Genomic DNA, 25,597 nt, shown 5'->3' with positions numbered 1-25,597 from the left:
TTCTCAGTTCAGTCAGCTACTGTAAATTTGCAAAGTAGCATTATTATATTTTTATGTCCTAGACTCATACCTCTTTCATGAATCACTTATCTTATTTTAACTAATTCCAAAAAGACTACTGATTGGACCCCATGGTAGGATAATACCTAGTGCCATAGTAATAATGATTAAAATAATTGTTGCCCAGAATAAACCGTGGCTTGCTTCGTGTTTCTTACGTTTCGCAATAGATACTTCCATTAATGCAACTACTGCGATACCACAAAGCATCTTCAATGTTAACAACATATGATTACCGCCACCGCCATGACTAGCAGCCATAAATTCTTGAATTAACAACCAAAATCCTGAGAACAATGTAAGTAACATAAAGACTCTCAAGGCCATTTGTAAAGGTTTAAACATAGGTGTAGGACCTTGTGATTTTGAAATATGTAAAAATGCAATTACATATAAAATAATTGTCAATGCCCAACTTGCAATATGCATATGTAACAAGACTAAATTCCCCCAATACTATTGATTACTTTTTTACTTAATCATCATATCATATCTATATCCAAACGTATTGTTAAACGATAAAAGGAGTGGTGCATCAAACGCATGATGCGTTCAATTTACCACTCCTATATAAATATATGGAATCAAGAAAGACGTATTGTGTACGTCATCGCAATTGAGTTAGTTACTGATTATGAGCTAGTCATGACTATTTATATGTTGAATAGTCATTAATCTTTTGCGATATAAGTAGTTAATGTACCAATATTATCAATCGTAACTTTAACTTCATCACCTGGTTGTAAGAATTGAGGTGGTTGTAATCCTGCACCCACACCAGCTGGTGTACCTGTAGCAATAATATCTCCTGGATGCAATGCTACATATTTAGAAATCTCTTCAATTAAGTCATCAATTTTATTAATCATTTGACTTGTATTACCATCTTGACGAATTTCATTGTTAACTTTAGTTACAATATTAACATTTTCTGGTGTTGGTAACTCATCTTTAGTTACAATGTAAGGTCCCATTGGGCAACCACCAGTTAAACTTTTAGATAAAAATGCCTGATCTTGTTCATTTTGTGCTTTACGGTCAGTGATATCATTAATAATTGTGTAACCATAAATATAGTCCAATGCTAACGCTTTTGGAATTTTTTCTCCAGATTTGCCGATGACGATACCTAATTCGCCTTCATAATCTAATTGATCAGTGATATCTTTATGATTTGGAATTGTTGATTCATCACCAGTTAATGATGATGCTGCTTTAGTGAATACGTATAAACGTTGTACCTCATGATTTAATTCACTTGCGTGATCTTGGTAATTACGACCGAATGCGATAACATTATTTGGTGGTGTAACCGGTGGCAAGAATTCAATATCATTGAAAGCGATTTTGAATTCTTCTGCTTTACCACTATCTTCAGCTGCGACAACTGCTTTACGTACTTGTTCTTGGAAATCAAGTGTTTGGTTTTGTTGTAAACCTTCTAATAGTGTTTTAGGGTGGAAGTCACCTTCGCCAAATTGTGCAAACACTTTTTTTAGATCCCAAACTGCGTCTTCACGCTTAACTTTTACGCCGTAAGATTCAGCGTCATTATAATTGAATGATAGAAATTTCATTCAGTATCAACTCCTCATCTATATCTTAATACATATTATAACTTTAATCTTTGCTAAACCACAAATATATATGTCTGAAATTTTAGAAATTTAGTGAATTGCATGATATTTAATTAGAAGATCGTTTGTCACCGTCGTCGATACTCATTTGACCAAATTGGAAGAAATACAGATAACCAAACACTTTAGAATTCAAAATCGTTTCTAAGGTATTTTGATAATACTTCATTTGAATTTTATATTTATCTCGAAGTTGATTACCTATTTCTTCATCCGTCATACCCCTACGTTTATTAAAGGCATCCGTCTTATAATCTACAAAGTAATATTGCCCGCCTTTTAAGAAAATTAAATCAATCATTCCTTGAATTATGGATACATCTTCATCCTCTTCAGGCATTTCGTCAACACGTGCTTGATTTACAACAAACGGTAACTCTCTATATACTTCATCAGCTTGTGTAATCGTCATATACAAGTCACTTCTGATAAAATTCATAACTGCTTCAAATTGAATATCTTTCTTAGCGTCCTCTTCAATGATATGCTTTGCGATTAACTCATCAATATAATCATTTAATTCTGTTTCAGTCATTCGTGTTTCTTTAAATGGTAAATGTTGCATAACCGTATGCATTAAGGTACCAATTTCATTAGCTTTTCGATTGCGATTAGCGCTTAGGAATTTTGGTCTTTCATACGTTGAAACACCAATACGATATTGTCTGACTCTTTCATAACTTGTGCCACTTTCTTCTGTTTCTAATTGGCGCTTTAATTCAGAAACGGATTGTTTTGATGGCTTCTTCGTATCCTTTAAGTAAGGATATTCAAAAGATAGTTGATCATTAATTTGTTGTTTCAAAGCACCATCATGAGAGCCTTCTGTCTCTAAATCTGAAACGCTACGACGTTCCTGCTCAGACTCACTATTTTCAATCGAAAGTGCTTCAAAATGTACGACCTTAATTTCCACAGAAGGACGTAAACTTTCATCTAATTGATCAATTGATTTTTCAAATTGATATTCTGGTAATAGAGATGAAGATTGATACTTAGCTAAAATACTATAAATTAAATCAAAAGGTCGATCAGCGGATAAACGCTTGTGTAATGCAATATGATTATTTGAAATAGGCAGTCGTTCATATTTTTCTAAGACTTCTTCCTTATCAATTGTCCCAATAAGAATGAGTTGTTCTTTAGCACGGGTCATAGCCACATACATCAAGCGCATTTCTTCTGAGATTAATTCTTTTTCAGTAATTGATTTAATGACTACTGATGATAGAGAAGGATACGTCACATTTTGTTCCAAATCATAATAATCAATACCCAGACCATATTTTTGATTTAAAATTAGTGGTTTGCGTAAATCACCTTTATTGAAATTTTTAGAGAGTCCAGAGTAAATCACATATGGGAACTCTAAACCTTTACTACTATGAACTGTCATCATTCGCACCACATTATCATTAGGTCCTATAACGTTCTCTTCACCAAAGTCTTTATTGCGCTCGATTAATTCATCAATAAACCTTATGAATTGATATAATCCTCTAAAGCTAGAATTCTCAAATTCCACTGCTTTGTTGAACAATCCATAAAGATTTGCACGTCTACCTTTACCACCTATTAAGCCACTAAAATATTGAATAACATAGTGGTCATTATAAAATTTGTCAATGAGTTGGTAGACTGGGTGTGACTGACTATAGGCTTGATACATTGTTAAATCATCGATAAAACGTTGTAACTTTTTAACTAATGCTGGTCGCGCTTCCTCATCTTTAATATAGTGCATGATAGATTGGTAGAAATAATCATCATTCATACTGAGTACACGTATATGGGCTAATTCATCTTCTGTAAATTGATAGATGACCGATCTCATCAATCCAACTAGATAAATATCTTGCAATGGATTATCGACAGTTCTTAAAAAAGATAAGACTAATCGCACTTCCGTTTGTTCGAAGTATCCTTCCTTACTATTTACATGAAACGGAATATTATTGTCTTTAAATACCTGTTGCAAATTACGTGCATTTTTCAAACCTCTCTCAAGTATGACAATATCTTTGAAAGTCGCCTGTCTATATGTTTCCGTCTTCATGTCATATACCTGTTTATTTTCAACGATATCTTTAACTTGTTCAACGATATAACGGGCTTCTTGTTCTAATTTTTCTAAATCAGCATCACTGCTTTTATCTTGAACTAATGCATGTAATTCAAGTGGCATAGATTTATCGGAATATTTAGTAGCACCAAAATAAAGTCGTGCATCAGCATCATAATCAATTTCACCAACTTCTTCATCCATCATATGATCAAATAAATAGTTGGTCGTGGCGAGCACTTCTTTACGCGAACGGAAATTTTTAGATAAATCAATACGCATACCAGTTCCATCACCATTCTTTGTAAAACGATGATATTTATTCATAAATAGCGTTGGGTCAGCTTGTCTAAATTTATAAATAGATTGTTTAACATCGCCTACCATAAATAAATTACCATTAGACTCATCGCCACGTTTAATTTTAGATATAATAGCTTCTTGTACTTGGTTTGTATCTTGATATTCATCTACTAATATTTCTGAAAACTGGTCACGATATGCTTTAGCGATGGGTGAAGCATTTCCTTCTTGATCTGTTAATATTTGTAATGCAAAGTGTTCATAATCAGAAAAATCTAGAACGTTACGACTACGTTTCTTATCAGCAAAATCATTAATAATATCTTTAACAATTCGAACAAGATACTGTATTCTTGGTGCTAAACGCTTCATATCTACCTTTAATTCTTCAAAAGAACGCATTAAATACTTATTTTTTACATTTAATAATAGCTTTTTATAGTCATCATAAAAGTCTTTCGCATTTGTTAAAAATTGAGCACTTATACCTGCGTCTTCATTCGTGTCTTTTAATTTTTTAGTAATTGTAGGCAATTTTTCAGAAGCGTAATTAATAATTTCTTCATAATTTATTACATTACCCTCTAGCATTTTTTCACATTTGTATTTTTCTAATTTAATAACATCTAAATGTTTTTCTGCTTCAATACAATTTAAAAAGTTATTTTCCGCTTCTAATAAGGTACGGTATGCTGCTTTGATATAAATTTTTGCTAGTTTTTCTAATTCTTTCAAATAAGCTACATGTTTATCTTCATTGTCATAGATATCAACTAATGAATCTAGCCACTCAAATGGTGATGGATTAGCGATACTAAAGTTGTAGAAACGTTTTAATAAATCTCTAAAACTATCATCATTTCGGTCATTCGATAATTGTTCCACAAGCGTAAGAAACTCAACATCTGGTGTTTCATAATGTTTTTCTAGTACCTCATCAATAGCTTGTTCAAGTAAAAGTACATTTTCCACATCACTTATAGTACGGAAGTTGGGATCTAAATCAATGACATCATAGTGCTGTTGGATAATCTTTAGACAGAAACTATGTAGTGTTGAAATTTGTGCTTGATGAATTTTAATACGTTGATTCTTTAAATGTTCATTGCTTGGATCTTCAATTGAAGCTTGTTGAATACGTTGATCTACACGATGTTTCATTTCTCTAGCACTTAAATTAGTAAATGTTACAACAAGTAACTTATCAACATCTATTTCGTCTCTAATTATTTTTTGGATAATCCTTTCTACTAAAACGGCAGTTTTGCCGGAACCAGCAGCAGCGGCTACTAATATATCCTTCCCATTAGCATATATACTTTTCCATTGCGCATCTGTCCATTGCGCATCTTTAGGTTTAATCGGAATATCATTCATTATTATCACCACTTTCTAACTCGACATCTTGTACTGCTTTAATAGGGTCTATTGTTTCATCTACATGACGATAATGTTTACTATCTATCATCGTATCCACGTGACAAACAGATTTAAAATTACAAAACTGGCATGGGAGTTGGTCATCAAATTTAAGTGGTGCAACTTCAGTGTGACCTTTCATAATGTTTGTAGCAGTATTTATAAAATTATCTTTATTGTGCTTAATAAATTTATGAATCGTTGTTTCATCAGCCACACTACTTCCCCTACTACCAATACTTCCATCTTTCTTCAAACTAACTGGAACAATATCAGATTTGCCAATGTCTTCTAATCGAATATCTAATGCATCTACGACATCCATATCACTATTAACTAAGCCACGTAATTTATACTCTTTCAAAAATGCTTGTTCCAGTTTATCTTCTGTTAAAGCATCATCTTGCAATTCGCCCCAATCTTTAAAGTTAAGACGTTCATCGTGGACATGGAAATACAATAGTCCACCTGGTTTAATTTCATTTGACAAGCCCAGTCTTTGGGCATTTTGCAATGCAATATCCATATAAGTCATCATTTGCATTTGTTTGCCATAATAAACCTTTTTCAAATCTAATGTCGCACTCGGATTAGATGATTTATAATCAATGATATTTATATAACTCGTATCATTCTTAGTATAAGCATCTATACGATCAATTTGTCCGCGTATATTAACTGGAATACCTTGTTCTGTAATTAATGGTTGTGCAATAAGTTCTTCACTGTTCTTAGGTGATTTTCTAAATCCTGCTTCGAATCGTTGCGGTTTAAACTTTGTATTTTTATTTTGGTAGCGTAGTGCTTTCAGCGTACTTTCAACAATAACACCAATTCGTTTAGACATATATCGGTAGTACGCATTTGAATCCATAAGATTAAACTGAACTTGCGGCAATACATTTTCTAAAGCTTCAACAGTTAATGCGCGAATCTTTTTATTATCAAGATTTTTAAAATCGCCATTAATCTTATCAGAAATATACTTTAATGCAGTATGGAAAATATTACCTAAATCAAAATTTTCAAGTTTATATTTCGTGCGTTCATTTAATCTTAGACCATGGTTCGCGTAATGTTTAAATGGACAGTCATTATATCCTTCAAATCTAGAAACGCTGGCATTAATTGTTGAACCATATAATGATGCTGCCAACGGTTCATCTAATTGCACCGTTTCATTATCATATGTCAACGCTGTTAATAAGTAACTTAAACCATCGTTCAATTTGTCATTATCTCGCATAACTTGATACGCATCTACCCATATATCTGCAACCATCTCTGCTTCCAACCAACGCTTTAGCGATTCAAATAGTGCTACCTTAGTTTGATGCGGATGTTCCATTAAAGAAATAGGTTGAGCATTATGTTTATAGTGAATATTCGTTACTTCTAAACCATTAAACAATGCTTGTATTTGATCAAGAAACGGACTCTTCTCTTTATCCTCACCTTGAGCCCCCATTAAGCTATATGAAAATGTAACTTGGTCACTGCCTCGTGTCATCGCAATATAGCAAACAAATGCTTCATCCATTTGTAAGATATCTGAGGTTGGACTCAATTCAACTTGTGTCTGTTGCTCAAACATTTTCTTTTCTTCATCAGTTATTAAACTAGAAGACGAAACAGGTTGTGGCATTGCGCCATCATTCATTCCAACCATATAAATATGCTTTTTATTGTCTACCTTAGCTAGATCCATTGTCCCTATACTAACTTGGTCGAGTGTTTGCGGAATCATAACAAACTCTAATTGTTCCAAACCAATATCAAAAACTTCTAAAAAGCGTTTAAGTGTCATATCTTCATTATCAAATACAGTGACTAAATCATCTAATATTTGGATAAGGCCATTCCAAATTTGGTCAATTTCTTCTGCTTCTTCATGATGACCCTCGACATCTAGTTGGTCCCGATGTGTCATTAAATATTTTGGTAAATCAAATGACTCCATAGTTTCATAAAATGCTGTCGCAAATCCTCTTACATTATCCGCTTCGTTCATTGCCTTTTCGAAAGTTACTATTTTATCGATAATATCATGCTTCAAATTAACGACTTGCTCAAACGTTTCTCGTTCTTCAACAGTCAATTTATGCTCTTTTCGGCCCATTTTAGTAAAATTATCTACACTAAATAATTTATCATCGAGCCAACGTTTGCCATAAACGCCACGTTCAACTACAAAATTCTCTAATAAATCAATTAAATACGCACTATCTTTAAAATGATTAGACAAAATATTGGTTTTAATTAAGCGCATCATCGGACTCATATTCCAGTTCGTTTGAATTACTTCTAAAAGCGAACGCACCATTTCCATGATGGGATGATGTGTCATTGATCTTTTGGTATCTATATTAAATGGGATGTCATATTGTGGAAGTACAGAGTCAAATAAATAGGCATAGCTTTCATCGCGATACAGTATAGCGATATCTTGGTATCGATATTGCTTATCTCGTGTATCTTTTATAATTTGGCGAGCCACTTCATTCACTTCTTCACGTATACTTGATGATTCTAAAATATTAATATTACCTTCATAAGTTACAGGATTAATTTGCAGTGCATCAAATTGTTGTTCCAATTGCATTAAATCTTTGTTGTTAAAACGATGTTGTTGTTTAAATAATTGTTGTTGTAAGTCTATATTTAAATCATTAGCAATTTCCTTTAAGTGGGTTAATACTTCGGATGGTTTTCTAAAGAGACTGAATGGATCTTCAATACCATCTGTTGTCAGAAGGACTGTAACTTTTTTGGCATTTTGTACCAGCGCTTTAATTATTTGATATTCCAATGTAGAGAAGTTATGGAACCCGTCTATGTATATTTCTGACCTTTTAATCCATTCTGATTGATTCAAAATATCAATAAAATGATTTAAGCTATCCTCTGAGGTAATAAACGTTCCATTTATACGTTCCTCAAAAGATTGGTATATGAAGGATATATCTTCTAATTTATGTTTCGTTCTCGTACTTATGCCATTATCTTGCAAAAAGGATTTCAAATGTTCAGGCGTAACAGCATATTTCTTAAAATCTTGAATTTGCTCACTTAACTTCTCACTAAATCCATAGTAATTCACTTGTGATCGATATAATTTGAGTTCAGATTGATGTTGTTGAACAAGATCATAAATCATCATCTCAGTGGCTGCTTGCGTTAATCGTTCTTCAGTTAATCCCCCTACTTCCTGAAAAACTCTATAACTCAAACGTTCAAAGTGAAGCACTTCAGTTCTTAAACTTCCATTCAATGCCTTGTCACTTACAAAAGCTTGTTCTAATTGAAACGTACTTTGAGTTGGTGCGATTAAAATAATCGGATCACCAAGTGGGTCATCTTTCATTTGTTGCTTTATATTATTAATCATATAATGGGATTTACCTGTCCCGGCTCTACCTATGTATGCGTTCAACTCCATTATTCCCACACTCCTTTGAGTTCATTTTAACATAGAACATACGTTCCTAAAAATGTTTTGTTGCATTAAAATAGTGAACAAAAAAAGACTGGTTGGAACCTCTATAACATTCCATTACCAGCCCTGATAGGTATAAATCAAATCATTAGTCAATGCCTTTATTTATCGTTGTCAGGATTAAAATTAAACTTAAATTCACTGAATGGCCAAAATCTAAATGATACTTTACCTACAATTTGATCTTTATCGATTAACCCGAATGCTCTACTATCCTTACTTACTTCTCGATTATCACCTAAAACTAAATACTTATCTTTAGGTATAACATTGGATTTAGGATTGGCATTTAGTAAATCTTTCGTTTCAAATGAACCCGTAATATATTCTCCTTGTTTACGCTTTTCATTGTAATCAAGATACGGTTCATCTATCTTTTTACCATTCACATATAGTTTGTCATCTTTATAAACAACACTATCTCCCGGCACGCCAATAACACGTTTTACATAGTCGTCTTGTTGATTCGCATGAAAAACGATAACGTTCCCTTTTTTAATGTCTCCAACTTTATATCCTAAAATATTGACCATAACGTGTTCGCCATCTTTTAATGTTGGATCCATAGAATCGCCTTTAATCGTATATGACTTAGCGACGAAGTTTACCATTACCCATACTAGTAATAAACCTACCGCTATGGCCACAATCCATTCAACTATTTCTTTTTTCACTATTAACACCTCATCTACTTATTAAATTGATAGGTAAATTCTTTAAATGGATAATATTTCAAATGAACATCTCCAACAATATCGTCTTTATCTATTAATCCATATCTACGTGAATCACTGCGTTTATCACCATTATCATTTAAAACAAAATATGAATTTGGTGGAATAATATCACCATCAGAATCATGTAAATCTCTTATCGCAAAATTATTAATATCTCTATTTTTAGCATAAAATTTGTCAACTTGTCTATCATCTCTATACAATTCACCATTTCTGATTTCTATAGATTCACCAGGTTTACCCACCAATCGACCAAAGTGCAATTGATTATTTTGGCGATACATGATGATATCACCATCATCCAATAAGTTAAAGGTGATTTTTATTTTATTAACAATGACGCGATCACCTTTATTTAAAGTGGGAGACATATCGTTAGTTTCAACGACCGCACTTTTAATGATGAACATTTGTATAAAAATGACAAAGAGACAAGCAAATAGTAATGCTACTACCCAACTTGCAATTCTACGCACGTTGTCACTCCTTGTCCGAACCCATAAAATAGCCTTCTACTTTCTTACCAATAAACCATAATGCTATCGTTATCATTATTATCATGACTGCTCTAAAAGGATGTGTAAAAAAAGTTGTTACACTTTTTCCCATAATTGCCAAAAATGTGATAGAAATAAGCTTAGAAACAAGTAAAATCATAAAGTAATATTTACCTCTAATATGAGACAAACTAGCTACAAAGTTAACAAGTGTATTAGGGGTAAATGGAAAGCACATCAAGATAAATATAGGTACCAAACCTTGTCTGTCAATAAAATGAATTAATCTTTCGACTGATCGTCTTGATTTAATCCGTTTCATAAAGTTGGCATTCACAAATTTTCTACAGAAGAAGAAGACAGTGTAAGTACCTGCTACAACACCTAACCAACTCACAATCGTACCTGCTAAAAAGCCATACGCATGAACACATAAAATAACATACAATGTTAATGGAAGCACTGGTACAATGGCCCTAAAAAATAATATGATAAACCCAGCTAAATAACCAAAACCTTGTAATAAATCAAACCATTGTTCAATTTGATGAAACACAGTTACATCAAATCCTTCCTATTGAATTAACAGTCATTATTTCATAGAAATATTGTACACTGTTTCATTTATAAATCTACCTCTATGGTTACAAATCAGTCATAGGTAGTAGTTAGAACTCATTCCTTAGCTTTAATATAAAGGTATATAATAAAAAGGGAGTGGAACAGAATTCTTTTAAATTCGTCGTCCCACCCCCGCAAGGATGACTAGAACTGAGAAAAGCTTGATTAAAGCGCCTTCTCAGTTCAGTCAGCTACTGCGAATTTGCAAAATAGCTTCATTATATTATTTTTGTCCCGGACTTATCGTTTTATAAGTTTAGTTACACCTGAAATTATAAAGGCTGCTCCAAGTCCTAAACTAGTGAAAAGGCCAATTTTCTTCAATGTTTTAGTTGAGACGAACTCTTGATATGCTAGTGCTAAATTTTGTGGACGCTCAGCTAATCTACGCATGAAATAACCAAACCAGTCATTACCATAGGGTACATAAATAGTGAAATGGTATCCTTGTCGTGCAATTTCTTCAGCTAATTCGCTACGGAATCCATATAACATTTGAAATTCGAATTGATCCTTATCGATATTATGTAATTTAACAAATTGTTTAACATGGTTAATTATTTGATCATCATGTGTAGCGATAGAAGTGAAATTTTTAGCATTTAAAAGTCGTTTTTCGATGATTTTTATGTAATTTTCATCAATTTCTTCTTTAGTTTGATAAGCGATTTGTTGATCCTCTTTGTAAGCACCTTTGACTAATCTTAAGCGTAAATTAGGATATTTATCAATTAAATCAACTGCATCATAAAGATAAGCTTGTATTACAGTACCAACGTTTCTGAATTCCCCTTTAAGACGATCTAGTACTTCAACGATTTGTTGTAAACTGTCATATTTTTCAGTGTCAATGTTAATGTGCATATTATTGAATTCATTAGCTTTAAGTAATATGTCTCTTAAATTGTTATAGGCTAATTCTGTATCAAATTCACCACCCAGTGAACTTAATTTTACTGACATATGTGCATCAACATTATAATCTTTAATGGCTTGCATAACTTCTAAAATTTCATTTTTTGATTGATTTGCTTCTTCAACCGTTCCAACAAATTCGCCTAGATTATCTACTGTAACAGCAATATTTGAATCGTTGAGTCTCTCGATTGTATCAATGAGTTGTTCGATTGTATTACCAGCTACAACTTTGTTAGCACCCATTTTCGGACCTACTTTTTTGGCAGTTTCATTTAAATAAGTGCTATTTGATAATGCAATAAAAAATTTTTTGAAAAGTGACATATCCCATTCCTCCAAATTACATTAAACTAATAATTTAATATTAGTTTAGCATGAATATTACATAGTAGAAAGCGTTTTCAATTATCTGAATACTATAAAAAAGAGTATAATTACATTGTTGGACAATATTTATAATGAGATTGTGTCTCAGATTTACACCAGACTTAACAGATAATCTGATATAATACATTTATTGAAATATAAGTTAGAGAGGAATCATACATATGTGGAAATGGGAAACTGAACATGATGCTAAAGGTGTCGTTGTTATAGTGCATAATATCTTAGAGCATACTGGTAGATATGCTTATGTCATTACGATGTTAAGACGTAATGGCTATCACGTAATCATGGGTGATTTACCTGGCCAAGGTCAAACTTCTAGAGCGAGTAAAGGGCAACTCGAGCATTTTGATATTTACCATGAAACGCTGTTGGAATGGGTTAGAATCGCAAATGAATATAAAATTCCTACATTCGTTATGGGCGTCGGGCTAGGTGGATTGATATTATTAAATGTACTTGAAAAAACAGAATTGCCTATCGAGGGTATGTTACTCCTTTCTCCATTGTTAGAATTTAAAAGAAACAATAAAACGCGCAAAGATATGCTTATCTCTAATATTGGTAAAGGTTCTAAGGATGCACGCTTTAACTTGGGTATAGAACCTGAAGATTTAACACGAAATGATGAAGTAATCGATGAAACAAATCAAGATGGTTTAATGTTAAGAAAGGTAACTTATAAATGGTATAACATTGTTCTAGAAACAATGAAAGATACAGTACAACATTTGAAAGACATCCAATCAATGCCAACCTTACTCATGTATGGCACAGAAGATAAACTATTAGAATTGCGTTCTTTAGAAGAATTGAAAAATAAACTTAGCACGAATGAATTTTATTATAAAGTTTGGCAAGGGCTCTATCACGAGATTCATAATGAACCTGAACGTGATCAAGTGATGCGCTATGTTTTAACATTTTTAAATAATAGTGTGAATACAATGGGCTTTATTGTTAATGAAGAAGAAATTGAAGAAGTATAATATATTTGGCTAACCAATGATTTAATTTGTTGGTTAGCTTTTTTTAAACACCCAATTAAATATAATGCAATTGTTTGGTTTACTCAGTTAATTTAGTAATAGTAAGTTAATAACTTTTAAAGATAAGTGGAAATATAATATAATGTAAATAGTATATCATTAATAATTTAATTATATATTTGTCTATTAGAGTTTAAAATTTAAAGTATTTTAACATTTGCTTTAATGTAAGTTAATTTTTGGGAGTTATTATAAATTGTTTAATTACAATAGTGATAATTGGGTAAATATATAGTGACAGATAATTTAATCATTTTAAAATCAGAATGTGTACAATCGGTTAGGGAGGGAGCAGCATGAGTAATCAAGCAGGAGAGAATGTTTCAATGATATTACAGCTTGAAGAAGTCTGTAAGGAAATCAATTCTATTTTTAAAGTAATATATGAAACTTATGATTTAACTAAAGAAGAGGTTTTAATTTTACTTACTTTATGGGATAAAGGTCCTATGACGCTGAAAGAAATGGATAGTTACGTTAATATTAAGTCTTATAAACGTACCCGTACATATAATAAATTGGTTCACTCTGAATGGATTTTTAAAGAACGTCCTTTGGATGATGAACGTACTGTAATTATACATTTTAATGAAGCTAAACAAGAACAGAAAAATGAACTGTTAGATTTCATTACCGCAACTATAAAAAAACGATATGAAATATTAGAAAACAGTTTAAATTTATTAATGCGTGTTTAATTTATAAAATTTAAGTTTGGTGACGTATCGACTTATAATATAAGCGTGTTATATAAAAAATCCACTCCGTAATTAATATTTTGGAGTGGATTTTCTGTATTCTTATTAAGAATGTTAGGTTTCTTGTTGGATGTTAAAGCTAACGTTTTTCAATGGCACAAATGAAGGGTGCATGATTCACTTGATTCATAAATTGATATTTAAGAATATGTGCTTTATTTTGATCGAATGCTTCTAAAAACGTTAATAAAGCGTCTCTCTCAATTTGACCTTCAGGGTGGCCGTGATAGATAACTAATACGATAATGCCCTCAACGCTTAAATAATCAAAGATGTGATTAATCGCGTTGATAGTAGTTTCTGGTTTCGTAACGATAGATTTATCTCCTTTAGGTAAATACCCAAGATTGAAGATGGCGGCATCAATATGACCTTTATAGTTAGAATCGATATGATGTTGCACATTCTCGTGGCCATCTTGAATGAGCGTTACATTATCGTATGTTTTTACCTTTTCATAAGTGGATTGAATAGCAGATGCTTGGATGTCAAATCCGTATACGTGACCCTCTGGAACTTGTTGCGCAAGGAATTTCGTGTCATTACCATTGCCACAAGTTGCATCAATGACGATGCTATGCGAATTAATGTGTTCAGTTATTAACGTTTTTGAAAAGGGGAGAATACGTTCTAATTTCATAATTTAACCTTTTCTTCAGTTTGATAATATTTACCTTGATATGATTCGCGTCTTGCTAATTCATTATCAATTTCATTTAAAACTTCCCATTTATTAACACTCCACATTGGACCAACCATTAAGTCGATAGGACCATCTCCAGTAATTCGATGAATAATCATTTCTGGAGGTAAAATCTCAAGTTGATCACAAACTAGATTGGTATAATCTTCTTGAGACATAAATTCAAGCATTCCTTTTTCGTACTGTTTAACCATTGGCGTACCTTTTAATAAATGAAGTAAATGGATTTTAATACCTTGAACATCCATTTGCGCTACTTCACGAGCTGTTTCCATCATCATTTGATAGTCTTCTCCTGGTAATCCATTGATGATATGTGTACAAACATTAATATTGTGTTTTCTTAACTTTGCCACACCTTCATAATAAGTTTGCATATCATGTGCACGGTTAATCAAATCAGATGTTTCTTGATGGACAGTCTGTAAACCTAATTCTACCCATAAATAAGTACGTTCATTAAGTTCTGCTAAATAGTCTACAACGTCATCTGGTAAGCAGTCTGGTCGTGTTGCTATTGACAAACCAACAACGCCTTCTTCTTTAAGGACAGGCTCATACTTCTCTTTTAATACTTCTACTGGTGCATGCGTATTAGTGAAGGCTTGGAAATAAGCAATATATTTACCCTCACTCCATTTTTCGTGCATTCTATCTTTAATCTGTTGGAATTGAACTTCAATTGGATCAGCTCTATTACCGGCAAAGTCGCCACTTCCTGCTGCTGAACAAAATGTACAACCACCATGTGCAACTGTGCCATCACGGTTAGGACAATCAAATCCACCGTCCAACGCCACTTTAAAAATCTTTTGCCCAAATCTATTTTTTAAATGGTAATTCCATGTATGATATCGTTTATTTTCAAAGGCATACGGGAAATAGTTACCCATAACACATTTTCCTTTCTATCTAACTTAGTTCTAAGTAAAGATTTTAACATACTTTAATGTTATAGTGTTTAATGTGGTTCAACAAAAATATAAAGAGGGGACTAATAGTATGAATATACCTAGATCAGTATGGTGGCTAGTTATAGGTATGGCACTGAATATAACTGGCTCTAGCTTTTTATGGCCTTTAAACACAATTTATATGAAAGAAGAGCTGGGTAAGAGCCTGACAATTGCTGCGATTGTTCTAATGGTTAATTCATTTGGAATGGTAGTCGGAAATTTATTAGGGGGTTCATTATTCGATAAATTAGGCGGCTATCGAACAATTATGATTGGTACTGTTACTTGTTTAATAAGTACGACACTCTTGAACTTTTTCCATGGATGGCCATGGTATGCAGTTTGGTTAGTACTGTTAGGCTTTGGTGGAGGTATGATAGTTCCCGCAATATATGCAATGGCAGGTGCCGTTTGGCCTAATGGGGGAAGAACAACATTTAATGCTATCTACTTAGCTCAAAACATTGGTGTAGCAACGGGCGCAGCAATGGGTGGTTTCGTAGCTGAATTAAGTTTTAATTATATCTTCTTAGCTAACTTAATCATGTACGTCTTATTTGCAATTGTTGCAATAACGCAGTTCAATCTTGAGTATCATGCTAAATTACGAACACCCGACAGTATAGATATTCATAGTAAAGAAAATAAAAAACGGTTTATTGCACTATTATTATTATGTGTCATGTTTGCTATTTGTTGGATTGCTTATATTCAATGGGAAACAACAATTGCATCATTCACGCAAGAATTAAATATTTCAATGTCTCAATATAGCGTATTATGGACAGTGAATGGTATTATGATTTTAGTTGCGCAACCGTTAATAAGACCAGCGATTATTTTATTAAAAGGAAACTTAAAACATCAAATGTTTGTTGGAATTTTAATCTTTATGTTGTCATTCTTTGTTACTAGTTTTGCAGAACAATTTACTGTATTTCTAATCGGAATGATTATTTTAACGTTTGGTGAAATGTTTGTATGGCCTGCTGTTCCAACAATCGCTAACTATTTAGCACCAGAAGGTAAACAAGGTCAATATCAAGGTGTTGTCAATTCAGCATCAACTGTTGGTAAGGCATTTGGTCCGTTGATTGGTGGATTATTAGTAGATACGTTTAACATGAGTGCAATGTTTATCGGTATCATGCTTTTATTAATCATTGGAATTATTTTCCTTTCAATCTTTGATAAGGGTCTGCCTAAAAGAGAACAATCAAAACGTTCAGGACATTAACTATATTTAAGTGCAAGTTGAAATAAATTAATAACTACTACTTGCAATTACTGCTTGAATCTCATAATATTAAAATGTATTGGAGTAGTAGCTTAAATACTTTTCATCAGAGAGCTAGTGGTGGTGAGAACTAGTGTTAAGAATTAAGTGAACTTACCGTTAAATAATTAAATTTAAAACATCTCTTACTATTATAAAGTGCACATAATATGTGAATTAGGGTGGTACCGCGGCTATTCGTCGTCCCTATCATAAATAATAGTTAGAGATGTTTTTTTATTTATAGGAGGAAATAGATTTGGGATATAATCATAAGGAAATTGAGAAAAAGTGGCAAAACTATTGGGCAGACAACAAGACTTTTAAAACAAGTGATAACTTAGGTCAAAAGAAATTTTATGCGTTAGATATGTTCCCGTATCCATCAGGAGCAGGTTTACATGTCGGACACCCTGAAGGTTATACAGCTACGGATATTGTTTCTAGATATAAACGTATGCAAGGTTATAACGTTCTTCATCCAATGGGATGGGATGCGTTTGGTTTACCGGCAGAGCAATATGCTTTAGATACTGGTAATGACCCTAGAGAATTTACACAACAAAATATTCAAACGTTTAAACGTCAAATTCAAGAATTAGGATTTAGTTATGATTGGGATAGAGAAGTTAATACGACAGATCCTGAGTATTATAAATGGACGCAATGGATTTTCATTCAACTTTACAATAAAGGATTAGCCTATGTTGATGAAGTAGCCGTTAACTGGTGTCCAGCATTAGGTACTGTATTATCTAATGAAGAAGTAGTAGACGGTGTATCTGAACGTGGAGGACATCCTGTTTATAGACGTCCAATGAAACAATGGGTATTAAAAATTACGGAATATGCTGATCGTTTATTAGAAGACTTAGACGAACTGGATTGGCCTGAATCTATTAAAGATATGCAACGTAATTGGATTGGCCGATCTGAAGGTGCAAGCGTATCTTTTAAAGTAGATAACAGTGATGAAAGTATTGATGTGTTTACTACAAGACCGGACACAATTTATGGTACGACTTTCCTAGTATTAAGTCCTGAACACGCTTTAGTAAATAAAATTACGTCTGCCGATAAACTTGAAACGGTTAAACAATATCAAGAAGAAGCTTCAAAGAAATCCGATTTAGAACGTACTGATTTAGCAAAAGATAAATCAGGTGTGTTTACGGGTGCTTACGCTATCAATCCGTTATCAGGTGAGACATTACCAATTTGGATTGCAGATTATGTACTATCTAGTTATGGCACAGGCGCAGTCATGGCTGTACCTGCGCATGACGAACGTGATTATGAATTTGCATCTAAATTTAATTTACCAATTAACGAAGTGATTGCTGGTGGAGATATTCAAAAAGAAGCATACACAGGTGTTGGTGAACATATTAATTCAGGTGAATTAAATGGCTTAGATAATGAAGCGGCGATCTCTAAAGCAATTGAATTATTAGTCGCTAAAGGTGCAGGCGAAAAGAAAGTAAACTACAAACTAAGAGATTGGCTATTTAGTAGACAACGTTATTGGGGTGAACCTATTCCAGTTATACACTGGGAAGACGGCACTATGACTACAGTACCTGAAGATGAATTACCTTTATTACTTCCAGAAACAGATGAAATTAAACCTTCAGGAACTGGAGAATCTCCATTAGCTAATATTGATGAATTCGTAAATGTCGTTGATGAGAAAACTGGCATGAAAGGTCGTCGTGAAACGAATACAATGCCACAATGGGCAGGAAGCTGTTGGTATTATTTAAGATATATCGATCCTCATAATAGTAAGATGTTAGCTGATCCAGAAAAATTAAAACACTGGTTGCCAGTTGATTTATACATTGGCGGTGTTGAACACGCAGTACTACACTTATTATATGCAAGATTTTGGCATAAAGTTTTATTTGACTTAGGTGTGGTTCCAACTAAAGAGCCTTTCCAAAAATTATATAATCAAGGTATGATTCTTGGTGAAGGTAATGAGAAAATGAGTAAGTCAAAAGGCAACGTAGTTAACCCAGATGATATTGTAAATTCTCACGGTGCTGATACATTACGTTTATATGAAATGTTTATGGGACCATTAGATGCTGCGATTGCATGGAGTGAAAATGGACTTGACGGTTCTAGACGTTTCTTAGATCGTGTATGGCGATTATTCATTAATGAAGATGGTTCATTAACAGATAAAGTAGTTGAAAACAATGATACTAAATTAGATAAAGTATTTAACCAAACTGTGAAAAAGGTAACAGAAGATTTTAATTCATTGAACTTTAACACAGCTATTAGCCAATTGATGGTATTTATTAACGAGTGCTATAAATCAGAAGCTATTTATAAACCATATGCAGAAGGTTTCGTTAAAATGTTAGCACCAATTGCGCCTCATATTGGTGAAGAATTATGGAACAGAATGGGTAATGATGATACGATTACTTACCAACCTTGGCCAACTTATGATGAATCATTATTAGTTGATGCAGAAGTAGAAATTGTTGTCCAAGTTAACGGTAAAGTTAGAGCCAAAATGAATATTCCTAAAGACACGTCTAAAGACGAGATGGAAGCATTAGCATTACAAGACCAAAATGTTAAACTATCTATAGAGGGTAAAGACATTAAAAAAGTGATTGCTGTGCCTCAAAAATTAGTGAATATTGTTGCTAAATAATAATTAAAAGGAGTTTTAATAATGGAATCTATTACAGTAGATCAATTAAAAGAGAAAGTATTAGAATCTAATCCAGTTAACATTGTAGATGTTAGAACTGACGAAGAAACTGCAATGGGAGTTATACCTGGGGCTAAAACAATTCCAATGGATCAAATTCCTGATAACCTAAATTATTTTAATGACAAAGACACATACTATATTATCTGTGCAGCTGGAATGCGTAGTGCTAAGGTAGTTAAATACTTAGAAGACCATGATATTCATGCTATTAATGTAGAAGGTGGTATGAACGAATGGGGCACTGAAGGTACAGAAATAAATAGTATTTAATCATGCATAAGCGACTGACAAATTCAAATGTCAGTCGCTTTTTTAATTTTTAAGAGGACTAAATTATATTTTATAAAATATTTATCATAATAATTTAAAATACACTAGCGTACAACAATTAATAATGATAGAATTATTTCGGAAGTGGTCGCATAGTGATAAAACTATGAAATGACTTAAACATTAAATAACAGGCAGCAAGATTAGACTTCAAGGAGGATATTTAATGAATCTATTTAAAAAACAAAAATTTAGTATACGTAAATTTACTGTAGGTACGTTTTCAACGGTAATTGCTACTTTAGCATTTATCACTCATACAGGGCATGCTGCAGAACTCGATAAACATGAACAGACTGCGCAACACGTACCAACTGATTCTAACACTACAGGAGATTTAGCTCATGTAGCATCAACAGCGAATAATTCACAAACTTCAGCTGAAGTTAACAAATCAGTAGATCAAAAAAATGAAAGTCAAACAAGTAATACACAAAGTGGTACTGATGTTACTACTGCAAACAATCAACCTTCTACACAAAGTGTTGCTTCAACGAAAGAAGCAAATAATGAGGCTTCAACTTCAAATAATGTTGATAATAATCAACCAACTTTAAGCAAAGCATCGGACTCGAAAGATAAAGCTTCAGAAAATCATCATAAGCGCGTAAAAAGAGATGTAACAGATAGAGCTACGAATTTAAATGAATCAAGCGATCCAATGGCAATTAATGAAACAAATTCAGGACAAGTGATCAATGGTAATTTCACCGATACTAGTGCAGGTGCTGAAATACCTACTGTAGCTACTGAATCAGCAATGGATGCTGCAAGCACAATTCCTGGTTGGAAAGTTGTTAATAGTCAACAAACTCAAATTCCACTCATCTGGGGACCTAAAGCATTACCTTCATATACGTATATTACATTTGATAAAACAGAAAATAAAATCGGTGCTGTGTTATCTAAATATAGTGATAACTTATCTGCCGGTGTAGCTGACAATAGCGTTGGACCAATTTATCAAGATATCGATGTGACACCTGGATCTGAATTACAATTTCATTTTTTAGGTACTTCTATAAACAATATTTCAGGGTTTAACAGTGCACGTTTGTATGTTTATGATGGCAATAATCCTTCAAAATTATTATATAAAGGTACGCCTAAAACGAGTAATCAAAAATTTGGTATTTTTAAAGGGGTATTTAATGTACCTGACGATATTTCAAAAATTAGAATTCAATTTGAATCAGCAGAAAACCAGAGTCATGATTCATACAATGGTCATCGTTTATTAAAAGGGGCAAACAACTTTGGTGGCGGTGTAGTAGCTGATGTTAGTGTTAATACAGGTGCATATTTAAAAACAAGTGCAACTGAAACAGAATATCAAGCAAATTCTACCTCAGAAAATTCACCTAATGTGAATGCAAAATTAACATTTAGTATTGAGAATAAAGGACACTCAAGCTCTAATAAAACACAATACAAAGTTACGTTACCTGAAGATGTGTCATTTGTTTCTGCAGAAAACGCAACTGGTACATTTGATGAAGATTCAAGAGAACTTACGCTTGATATTGATCCTATTCAAGCTGGAACAACTACAGACGTATCATATACATTATCATTGCCAACTTCAGTACCAATTAAAAAAGATTTCAATGGTAATCTAACGTATTATACTGAAGGAATAAATATGAATCGTAGAAATGGCTCAAAAGATTTTTCTACTCAAGGAGACACAAACTATCTAAAATATGGTGGTTCTAACGAGTTTGTTTTATCTGAGAGTGATCAAAGACAAGGTACTACAGCTGTACCGACACAATCAGTTACTGTAAATATGTACAAAGATGCACTTAATAATAAAGTGACTGAAATTGAATCGGAATTAGGGAGAGCTAGTCAAAGCGATTACAATGATGAAGCTTGGAATAATTTACAAACTGCACTTACAAACGCTAAAGTAGTAGGATCTGAAACTGATTCAACACCTATTATAGATAGAAAAAGTCAAGAAGAAATTAACAACTTACTTTTAGCATTAGAAAAAGCTAAAGCCAAATTTGATATTGATAAAGTTGCAAAGGCAAGAGAAAGTTTTATCAATAGTAACACCCAAGCTACTACAGAAGAAAAGCAAACAGCAGTGAATAAAGTGCGTGCGAGATATAAAGAGAAATCAAAAGAAATTGACAAATTAAATAATAACGACGCTATTCCTACTCTAAAAGAGGGTGGTATATCACAAATTAATAGCATTAACGTCGTTGCTACTAAAAAAGTAGAAGCAAAAAAAGCAATAGAAGCAGAATTAACCAATCGCAAAGTATATATCGATAGTCATTTTGATGCAACAGAAGAAGAAAAGAACGTTGCAATGGCTAAGGCAACAGAAGAAGCGAATAAAGCCAAAGCCTTAGTCGATCAAGCTACGTCTAATTCTGAAGTAGATGAAGCAAAAACAAATGGTATAGCTACTATCGATACGGTTGAAGTAGATGTTATTAAAAAAGCAAATGCTAGAAGAGCTATTCAAGAAGCAGCAGAAGCAAAAAAAGCGTTAATTAATCAAAATAATGAAGCAACCAAAGAAGAAAAAGATGCGGCTAATCAAAAAGTAGACGATGAAGTTAGAAAATCGAATAGACTTATTGACCAAGTAACTACTAATGATGGTGTAGATGAAGCGCAAAATAATAGTACTAATGTAATCAACACTATCCAACCAGAAATAGCGAAAAAACCAGCTGCTAAACAAGATATTAATACTGCAGTTTCGAACCAAAAAGCTTTAGTTAACCAAAATAGCGAGGCGACTCAAGAAGAAAAAGATGTCGCATTAGCTAAAATTGATGAAGAGGCGAAAAAAGCAATAGCCGCGATTGATGCAGCCACTACTAACGCTGAAGTGGATGAAGCAACATCTAGTAGTCAAAATACGATATCTGGTATTGTGCCTGAAACAGTTAAAAAAGCAGCAGCAAGACAAGCCATAGATGATGCTGCAAATGCTAAAAAAGAAGCAATTAATCAAACTCCTGATGCAACAGAAGAAGAAAAACAAGCAGCTATTGCAAAAGTAGATGCAGCTGTTACTGCGTCTAAAGCAGCTATTAATCAGGCAACGACTAATAATACTGTCGATCAAGCAAAAGATAACGGTAATACTGTTATTGCAAGCATTCAACCGGAAGTAAGTAAAAAAGCAGCAGCTCGTAAAGCCATAGATGATGAAGTTGTAGCGAAGAAAGCTGAAATTGACACTGTCAATGATGCAACAGAAGAGGAAAAACAAGCAGCAAAAGATAAAGTTGATGTTGAAGCTGAGAAAGCAAAAGCTGCAATTAACCAAGCAGTAACGAATAGTGATGTTGATGGTGCTCAAACGTCAGGAGTCAATACAATTTCTGCCATTCAACCAGATATCGTGAAAAAAGCAACTGCTAAACAAGCGATAGATGATGCAGCTAATGCTAAAAAATTAGAAATTGATAATAATAGTGAAGCTACTACAGAAGAAAAAGAGGCGGCAAAAGCCAAAGTTGATAACGAAGTTACCAAAGCAAAACATGCTATAGAACAAGCAACGACTAATGCAGATGTCGATCATGCAAAAGATAATGGTAATAATGCAATCACTGCCATACAGCCTGACATTGTGAAAAAAGCAACAGCTCGTAAAGCGATAGATGATGCAGCTATTACGAAAAAAGCATTAATTGATCAAGAAAATACAACTACTCAAGAAGAAAAAGAAGCAGCAAAAGCCAAAGTTGATGCAGAAGTACAAAAAGCAAAACAAGCGATCACAGATGCAAGCTCTAACAGTGACGTTGATCAAGTACAAAATAGTGAAACAAATACTATTTCAAATATACAAGCAGAGGCAATAAAAAAGCAGAAGCAAAACAAGCGATAGATGATGCTGTTACTGCTAAGAAAAACGAAATTGATCAGCACCCAACCGCTACAACGGAAGAAAAAGAAGCAGCTAAAGTCAAAGTAGATGAAGAAGCAACAAAAGCAAAAGCAGCAATTGATCAAGCAACTACAAACGATACAGTGACTCAAGCAAAGGATGAAGGTACAAATACTATTCATAATATTCAACCAGAGTCTATTGAAAAAATAAGAGCGAAACAAGCCATCGATGAAGCTGTGACGAATAAAAAAGCATTAATTGATCAAGATGATACAACTACAACAGAAGAAAAAGATGCTGCTAAACAAAAAGTCGATAGTGAAGCTTCTAAAGCAAAACAAGCGATTGATCGTTCAACTACAAACGATGCAGTTCATACAGAGAGAGATCATGGAATTACAGCTATCAATAATATCCAACCAGAAGCTATTAAAAAAGCAGAAGCAAAACAAGCTATTGATGAATCTGTTAGAAGTAAAAAAGCTGAAATAGATAATAATAATGATGCAACTCAAGAAGAAAAAGATACGGCTAAATCTAGAGTAGATGAAGAAGCAACAAAGGCAAAAGCAGCAATCGATAAGTCAACATCCAATGATGATGTCGATCAAGCAAAAACATCTGGTGTTAATACAATTACATCAATTCAACCGGAAGTAATTAAAAAAGTAGAAGCAAAACAAGCCATTGATGTATTAGTTACTGCTAAAAAGCAAGAAATAGATAATAATAATGATGCAACTCAAGAAGAAAAAGAAGCAGCAAAATCTAAAGTAGATGAAGAAGCAACAAAAGCAAAAGCAGCAATTGATCAAGCAACAACAAATAACAGTGTTGATCAAGCAAAAACATCTGGTGTTAATATTATTGAATCAATTCAACCAGAAGTTATTAAGAAATCAGAAGCAAAACAAGCGATTGATGAACAAGCTAAAGTTAAAAAATCAAAGCTGGAAGAAGATTCAACAACTACTAAAGAAGAAAAGGACGCGGCTAAAGCAAAAGTAGATGAAGAAGCAACAAAAGCAAAAACAGCAATTGATAATTCAACTACTAATAACGAAGTAGACCAAGCTAAAACGACAGGCGTAACAGCAATAACTAATATTCAAGCAGAAGCTATCAAAAAAGCAGAAGCAAAACACGCGATTGATGATGAAGTTGTAACTAAAAAAGCACAAATTGATACAGTTGCTAATGCAACACAAGATGAAAAAGAAGCAGCAAAATCTAGAGTAGATGAAGAAGCAACAAAAGCTAAAGCAGCAATTGACAACGCAATAACAAATAACGATGTCGATTAAGCAAAAACATCTGGTGTTAATATTATTGAATCAATTCAACCAGAAGTAATTAAGAAGGCGGAAGCTAAGAAAGCGATTGATGATGAAGTTGTTGCTAAGAAAAAAGCCATTGATGACAACTTTAATGCTACTAAAGAAGAGAAAGATGTAGCTAAAAATAAAGCTGATGAAGAAGGTGCAAAAGCTAAGCAAGCAATAGACCAAGCTAACACAAATGATGAAGTAGACCAAGCTAAAAATAATGGTCATACTAAAATAGCACCGATTGAACCAGAAACAATTAAGAAAGCAGAAGCTAAGCAAGCCATCGATGAAGTTGCTAAAGCAAAAAGAACTCAAATTGACGAAACACCTAATGCAACTAAAGAAGAAAAAGACGCTGCACACAAAAAAGTTGATGAAGAAGTTACAAAAGCTAAAACAATAATTGATCATGCTATAACAAACAATGATGTCGACCAAGCTAATGGTAATGG

At 33.1% G+C, this 25,597-nt stretch carries 17 protein-coding genes, 2 pseudogenes and 1 other annotated feature; of the genes and pseudogenes, 9 read left to right on the top strand and 10 right to left on the bottom strand.

Annotated elements, in window-relative coordinates:
• Positions 1–96 precede the first annotated feature (96 nt).
• From KA878_RS01620 to KA878_RS01585, 8 genes are all read right to left on the bottom strand, one after another.
• Entirely contained in the window at positions 97–498 is a 402-nt protein-coding gene (locus tag KA878_RS01620) for a YisL family protein (protein ID WP_037538693.1), read from the bottom strand.
• Positions 499–731: 233 nt separating this feature from the next.
• On the bottom strand, positions 732–1,637 hold the full coding sequence (locus KA878_RS01615; RefSeq protein WP_053029751.1) for a fumarylacetoacetate hydrolase family protein: 906 nt from the start codon (positions 1,635–1,637) through the stop codon (positions 732–734).
• A gap of 109 nt (positions 1,638–1,746) precedes the next feature.
• Positions 1,747–5,439 (bottom strand): helicase-exonuclease AddAB subunit AddA, encoded by a 3,693-nt coding sequence (gene addA / locus KA878_RS01610; RefSeq protein WP_193839571.1) that lies wholly within the window; start codon positions 5,437–5,439, stop codon positions 1,747–1,749.
• Positions 5,432–8,920 carry a helicase-exonuclease AddAB subunit AddB gene (gene addB, locus KA878_RS01605; protein WP_193839572.1) on the bottom strand — a complete coding sequence of 1,163 codons (3,489 nt, stop codon included), beginning with the start codon at positions 8,918–8,920 and terminating at the stop codon, positions 5,432–5,434. The genes addA and addB overlap by 8 nt, the downstream gene beginning before the upstream one ends.
• Before the next feature lie 158 nt (positions 8,921–9,078).
• Positions 9,079–9,651, bottom strand: coding sequence for a signal peptidase I (gene lepB / locus KA878_RS01600; protein ID WP_053029760.1), 573 nt, complete (start codon positions 9,649–9,651; stop codon positions 9,079–9,081).
• Between the two features lie 14 nt (positions 9,652–9,665).
• Positions 9,666–10,190, bottom strand: a complete 525-nt coding sequence (gene lepB, locus KA878_RS01595) for a signal peptidase I (RefSeq protein WP_193839573.1) — start codon at positions 10,188–10,190, stop codon at positions 9,666–9,668.
• A gap of 4 nt (positions 10,191–10,194) precedes the next feature.
• Positions 10,195–10,767 carry a TVP38/TMEM64 family protein gene (locus tag KA878_RS01590; protein ID WP_075108694.1) on the bottom strand — a complete coding sequence of 191 codons (573 nt, stop codon included), beginning with the start codon at positions 10,765–10,767 and terminating at the stop codon, positions 10,195–10,197.
• A 305-nt stretch (positions 10,768–11,072) separates the two neighbouring features.
• Positions 11,073–12,074: a proline dehydrogenase family protein gene (locus tag KA878_RS01585; protein WP_193839195.1), complete on the bottom strand. Its 1,002-nt coding sequence runs from the start codon at positions 12,072–12,074 to the stop codon at positions 11,073–11,075.
• Positions 12,075–12,298: 224 nt separating this feature from the next.
• On the opposite strand from KA878_RS01585, the gene KA878_RS01580 reads away from it, so the two are divergent.
• Both KA878_RS01580 and KA878_RS01575 read left to right on the top strand, forming a co-directional pair.
• A complete protein-coding gene (locus KA878_RS01580; protein WP_075109298.1) occupies positions 12,299–13,126 on the top strand; it encodes an alpha/beta fold hydrolase in 828 nt (275 codons plus the stop codon).
• A 356-nt stretch (positions 13,127–13,482) separates the two neighbouring features.
• On the top strand, positions 13,483–13,884 hold the full coding sequence (locus KA878_RS01575) for a transcriptional regulator, SarA/Rot family (protein WP_193839196.1): 402 nt from the start codon (positions 13,483–13,485) through the stop codon (positions 13,882–13,884).
• Between the two features lie 139 nt (positions 13,885–14,023).
• Here KA878_RS01575 and mnmM read toward each other — a convergent pair whose 3' ends face one another.
• A complete protein-coding gene (gene mnmM, locus KA878_RS01570) occupies positions 14,024–14,584 on the bottom strand; it encodes a tRNA 5-(aminomethyl)-2-thiouridylate-methyltransferase MnmM (RefSeq protein WP_193839197.1) in 561 nt (186 codons plus the stop codon).
• The gene (gene mnmL, locus KA878_RS01565; RefSeq protein WP_053030526.1) at positions 14,581–15,540 is read right to left on the bottom strand and encodes a tRNA modification radical SAM protein MnmL/YtqA; all 960 of its coding nucleotides are present in this window, start codon (positions 15,538–15,540) and stop codon (positions 14,581–14,583) included. Before mnmL ends, mnmM begins: the two co-directional genes overlap by 4 nt.
• Positions 15,541–15,649: 109 nt before the next feature.
• On the opposite strand from mnmL, the gene KA878_RS01560 reads away from it, so the two are divergent.
• From KA878_RS01560 to KA878_RS14560, 7 genes and pseudogenes are all read left to right on the top strand, one after another.
• Positions 15,650–16,840 (top strand): MDR family MFS transporter, encoded by a 1,191-nt coding sequence (locus tag KA878_RS01560; protein ID WP_193839198.1) that lies wholly within the window; start codon positions 15,650–15,652, stop codon positions 16,838–16,840.
• 68 nt (positions 16,841–16,908) lie between these two features.
• Positions 16,909–17,091: a binding site (T-box leader), on the top strand.
• 47 nt (positions 17,092–17,138) lie between these two features.
• Entirely contained in the window at positions 17,139–19,553 is a 2,415-nt protein-coding gene (gene leuS, locus KA878_RS01555; RefSeq protein ID WP_193839199.1) for a leucine--tRNA ligase, read from the top strand.
• A gap of 21 nt (positions 19,554–19,574) precedes the next feature.
• On the top strand, positions 19,575–19,886 hold the full coding sequence (locus KA878_RS01550; RefSeq protein WP_075109293.1) for a rhodanese-like domain-containing protein: 312 nt from the start codon (positions 19,575–19,577) through the stop codon (positions 19,884–19,886).
• A 226-nt stretch (positions 19,887–20,112) separates the two neighbouring features.
• A complete protein-coding gene (locus KA878_RS14255; RefSeq protein ID WP_228480631.1) occupies positions 20,113–23,814 on the top strand; it encodes a SasC/FmtB family protein in 3,702 nt (1,233 codons plus the stop codon).
• Positions 23,811–23,954, top strand: a pseudogene (locus KA878_RS14570) (DUF1542 domain-containing protein); the annotation flags it as partial. The gene KA878_RS14255 and the pseudogene KA878_RS14570, both read left to right, overlap by 4 nt.
• A 3-nt stretch (positions 23,955–23,957) precedes the next feature.
• Positions 23,958–25,121, top strand: a complete 1,164-nt coding sequence (locus KA878_RS14565) for a DUF1542 domain-containing protein (RefSeq protein WP_247878228.1) — start codon at positions 23,958–23,960, stop codon at positions 25,119–25,121.
• 21 nt (positions 25,122–25,142) lie between these two features.
• A pseudogene (locus KA878_RS14560) lies at positions 25,143–25,571 on the top strand (DUF1542 domain-containing protein); the annotation flags it as partial.
• Positions 25,572–25,597 lie beyond the last annotated feature (26 nt).

It is taken from the genome of Staphylococcus sp. GDY8P57P (assembly GCF_017892585.1).
GTDB lineage: Bacteria > Bacillota > Bacilli > Staphylococcales > Staphylococcaceae > Staphylococcus > Staphylococcus borealis.
The sequence above is the reverse complement of the archived record's forward strand: the minus strand, read 5'-3'. Positions and strand labels throughout refer to the sequence as shown.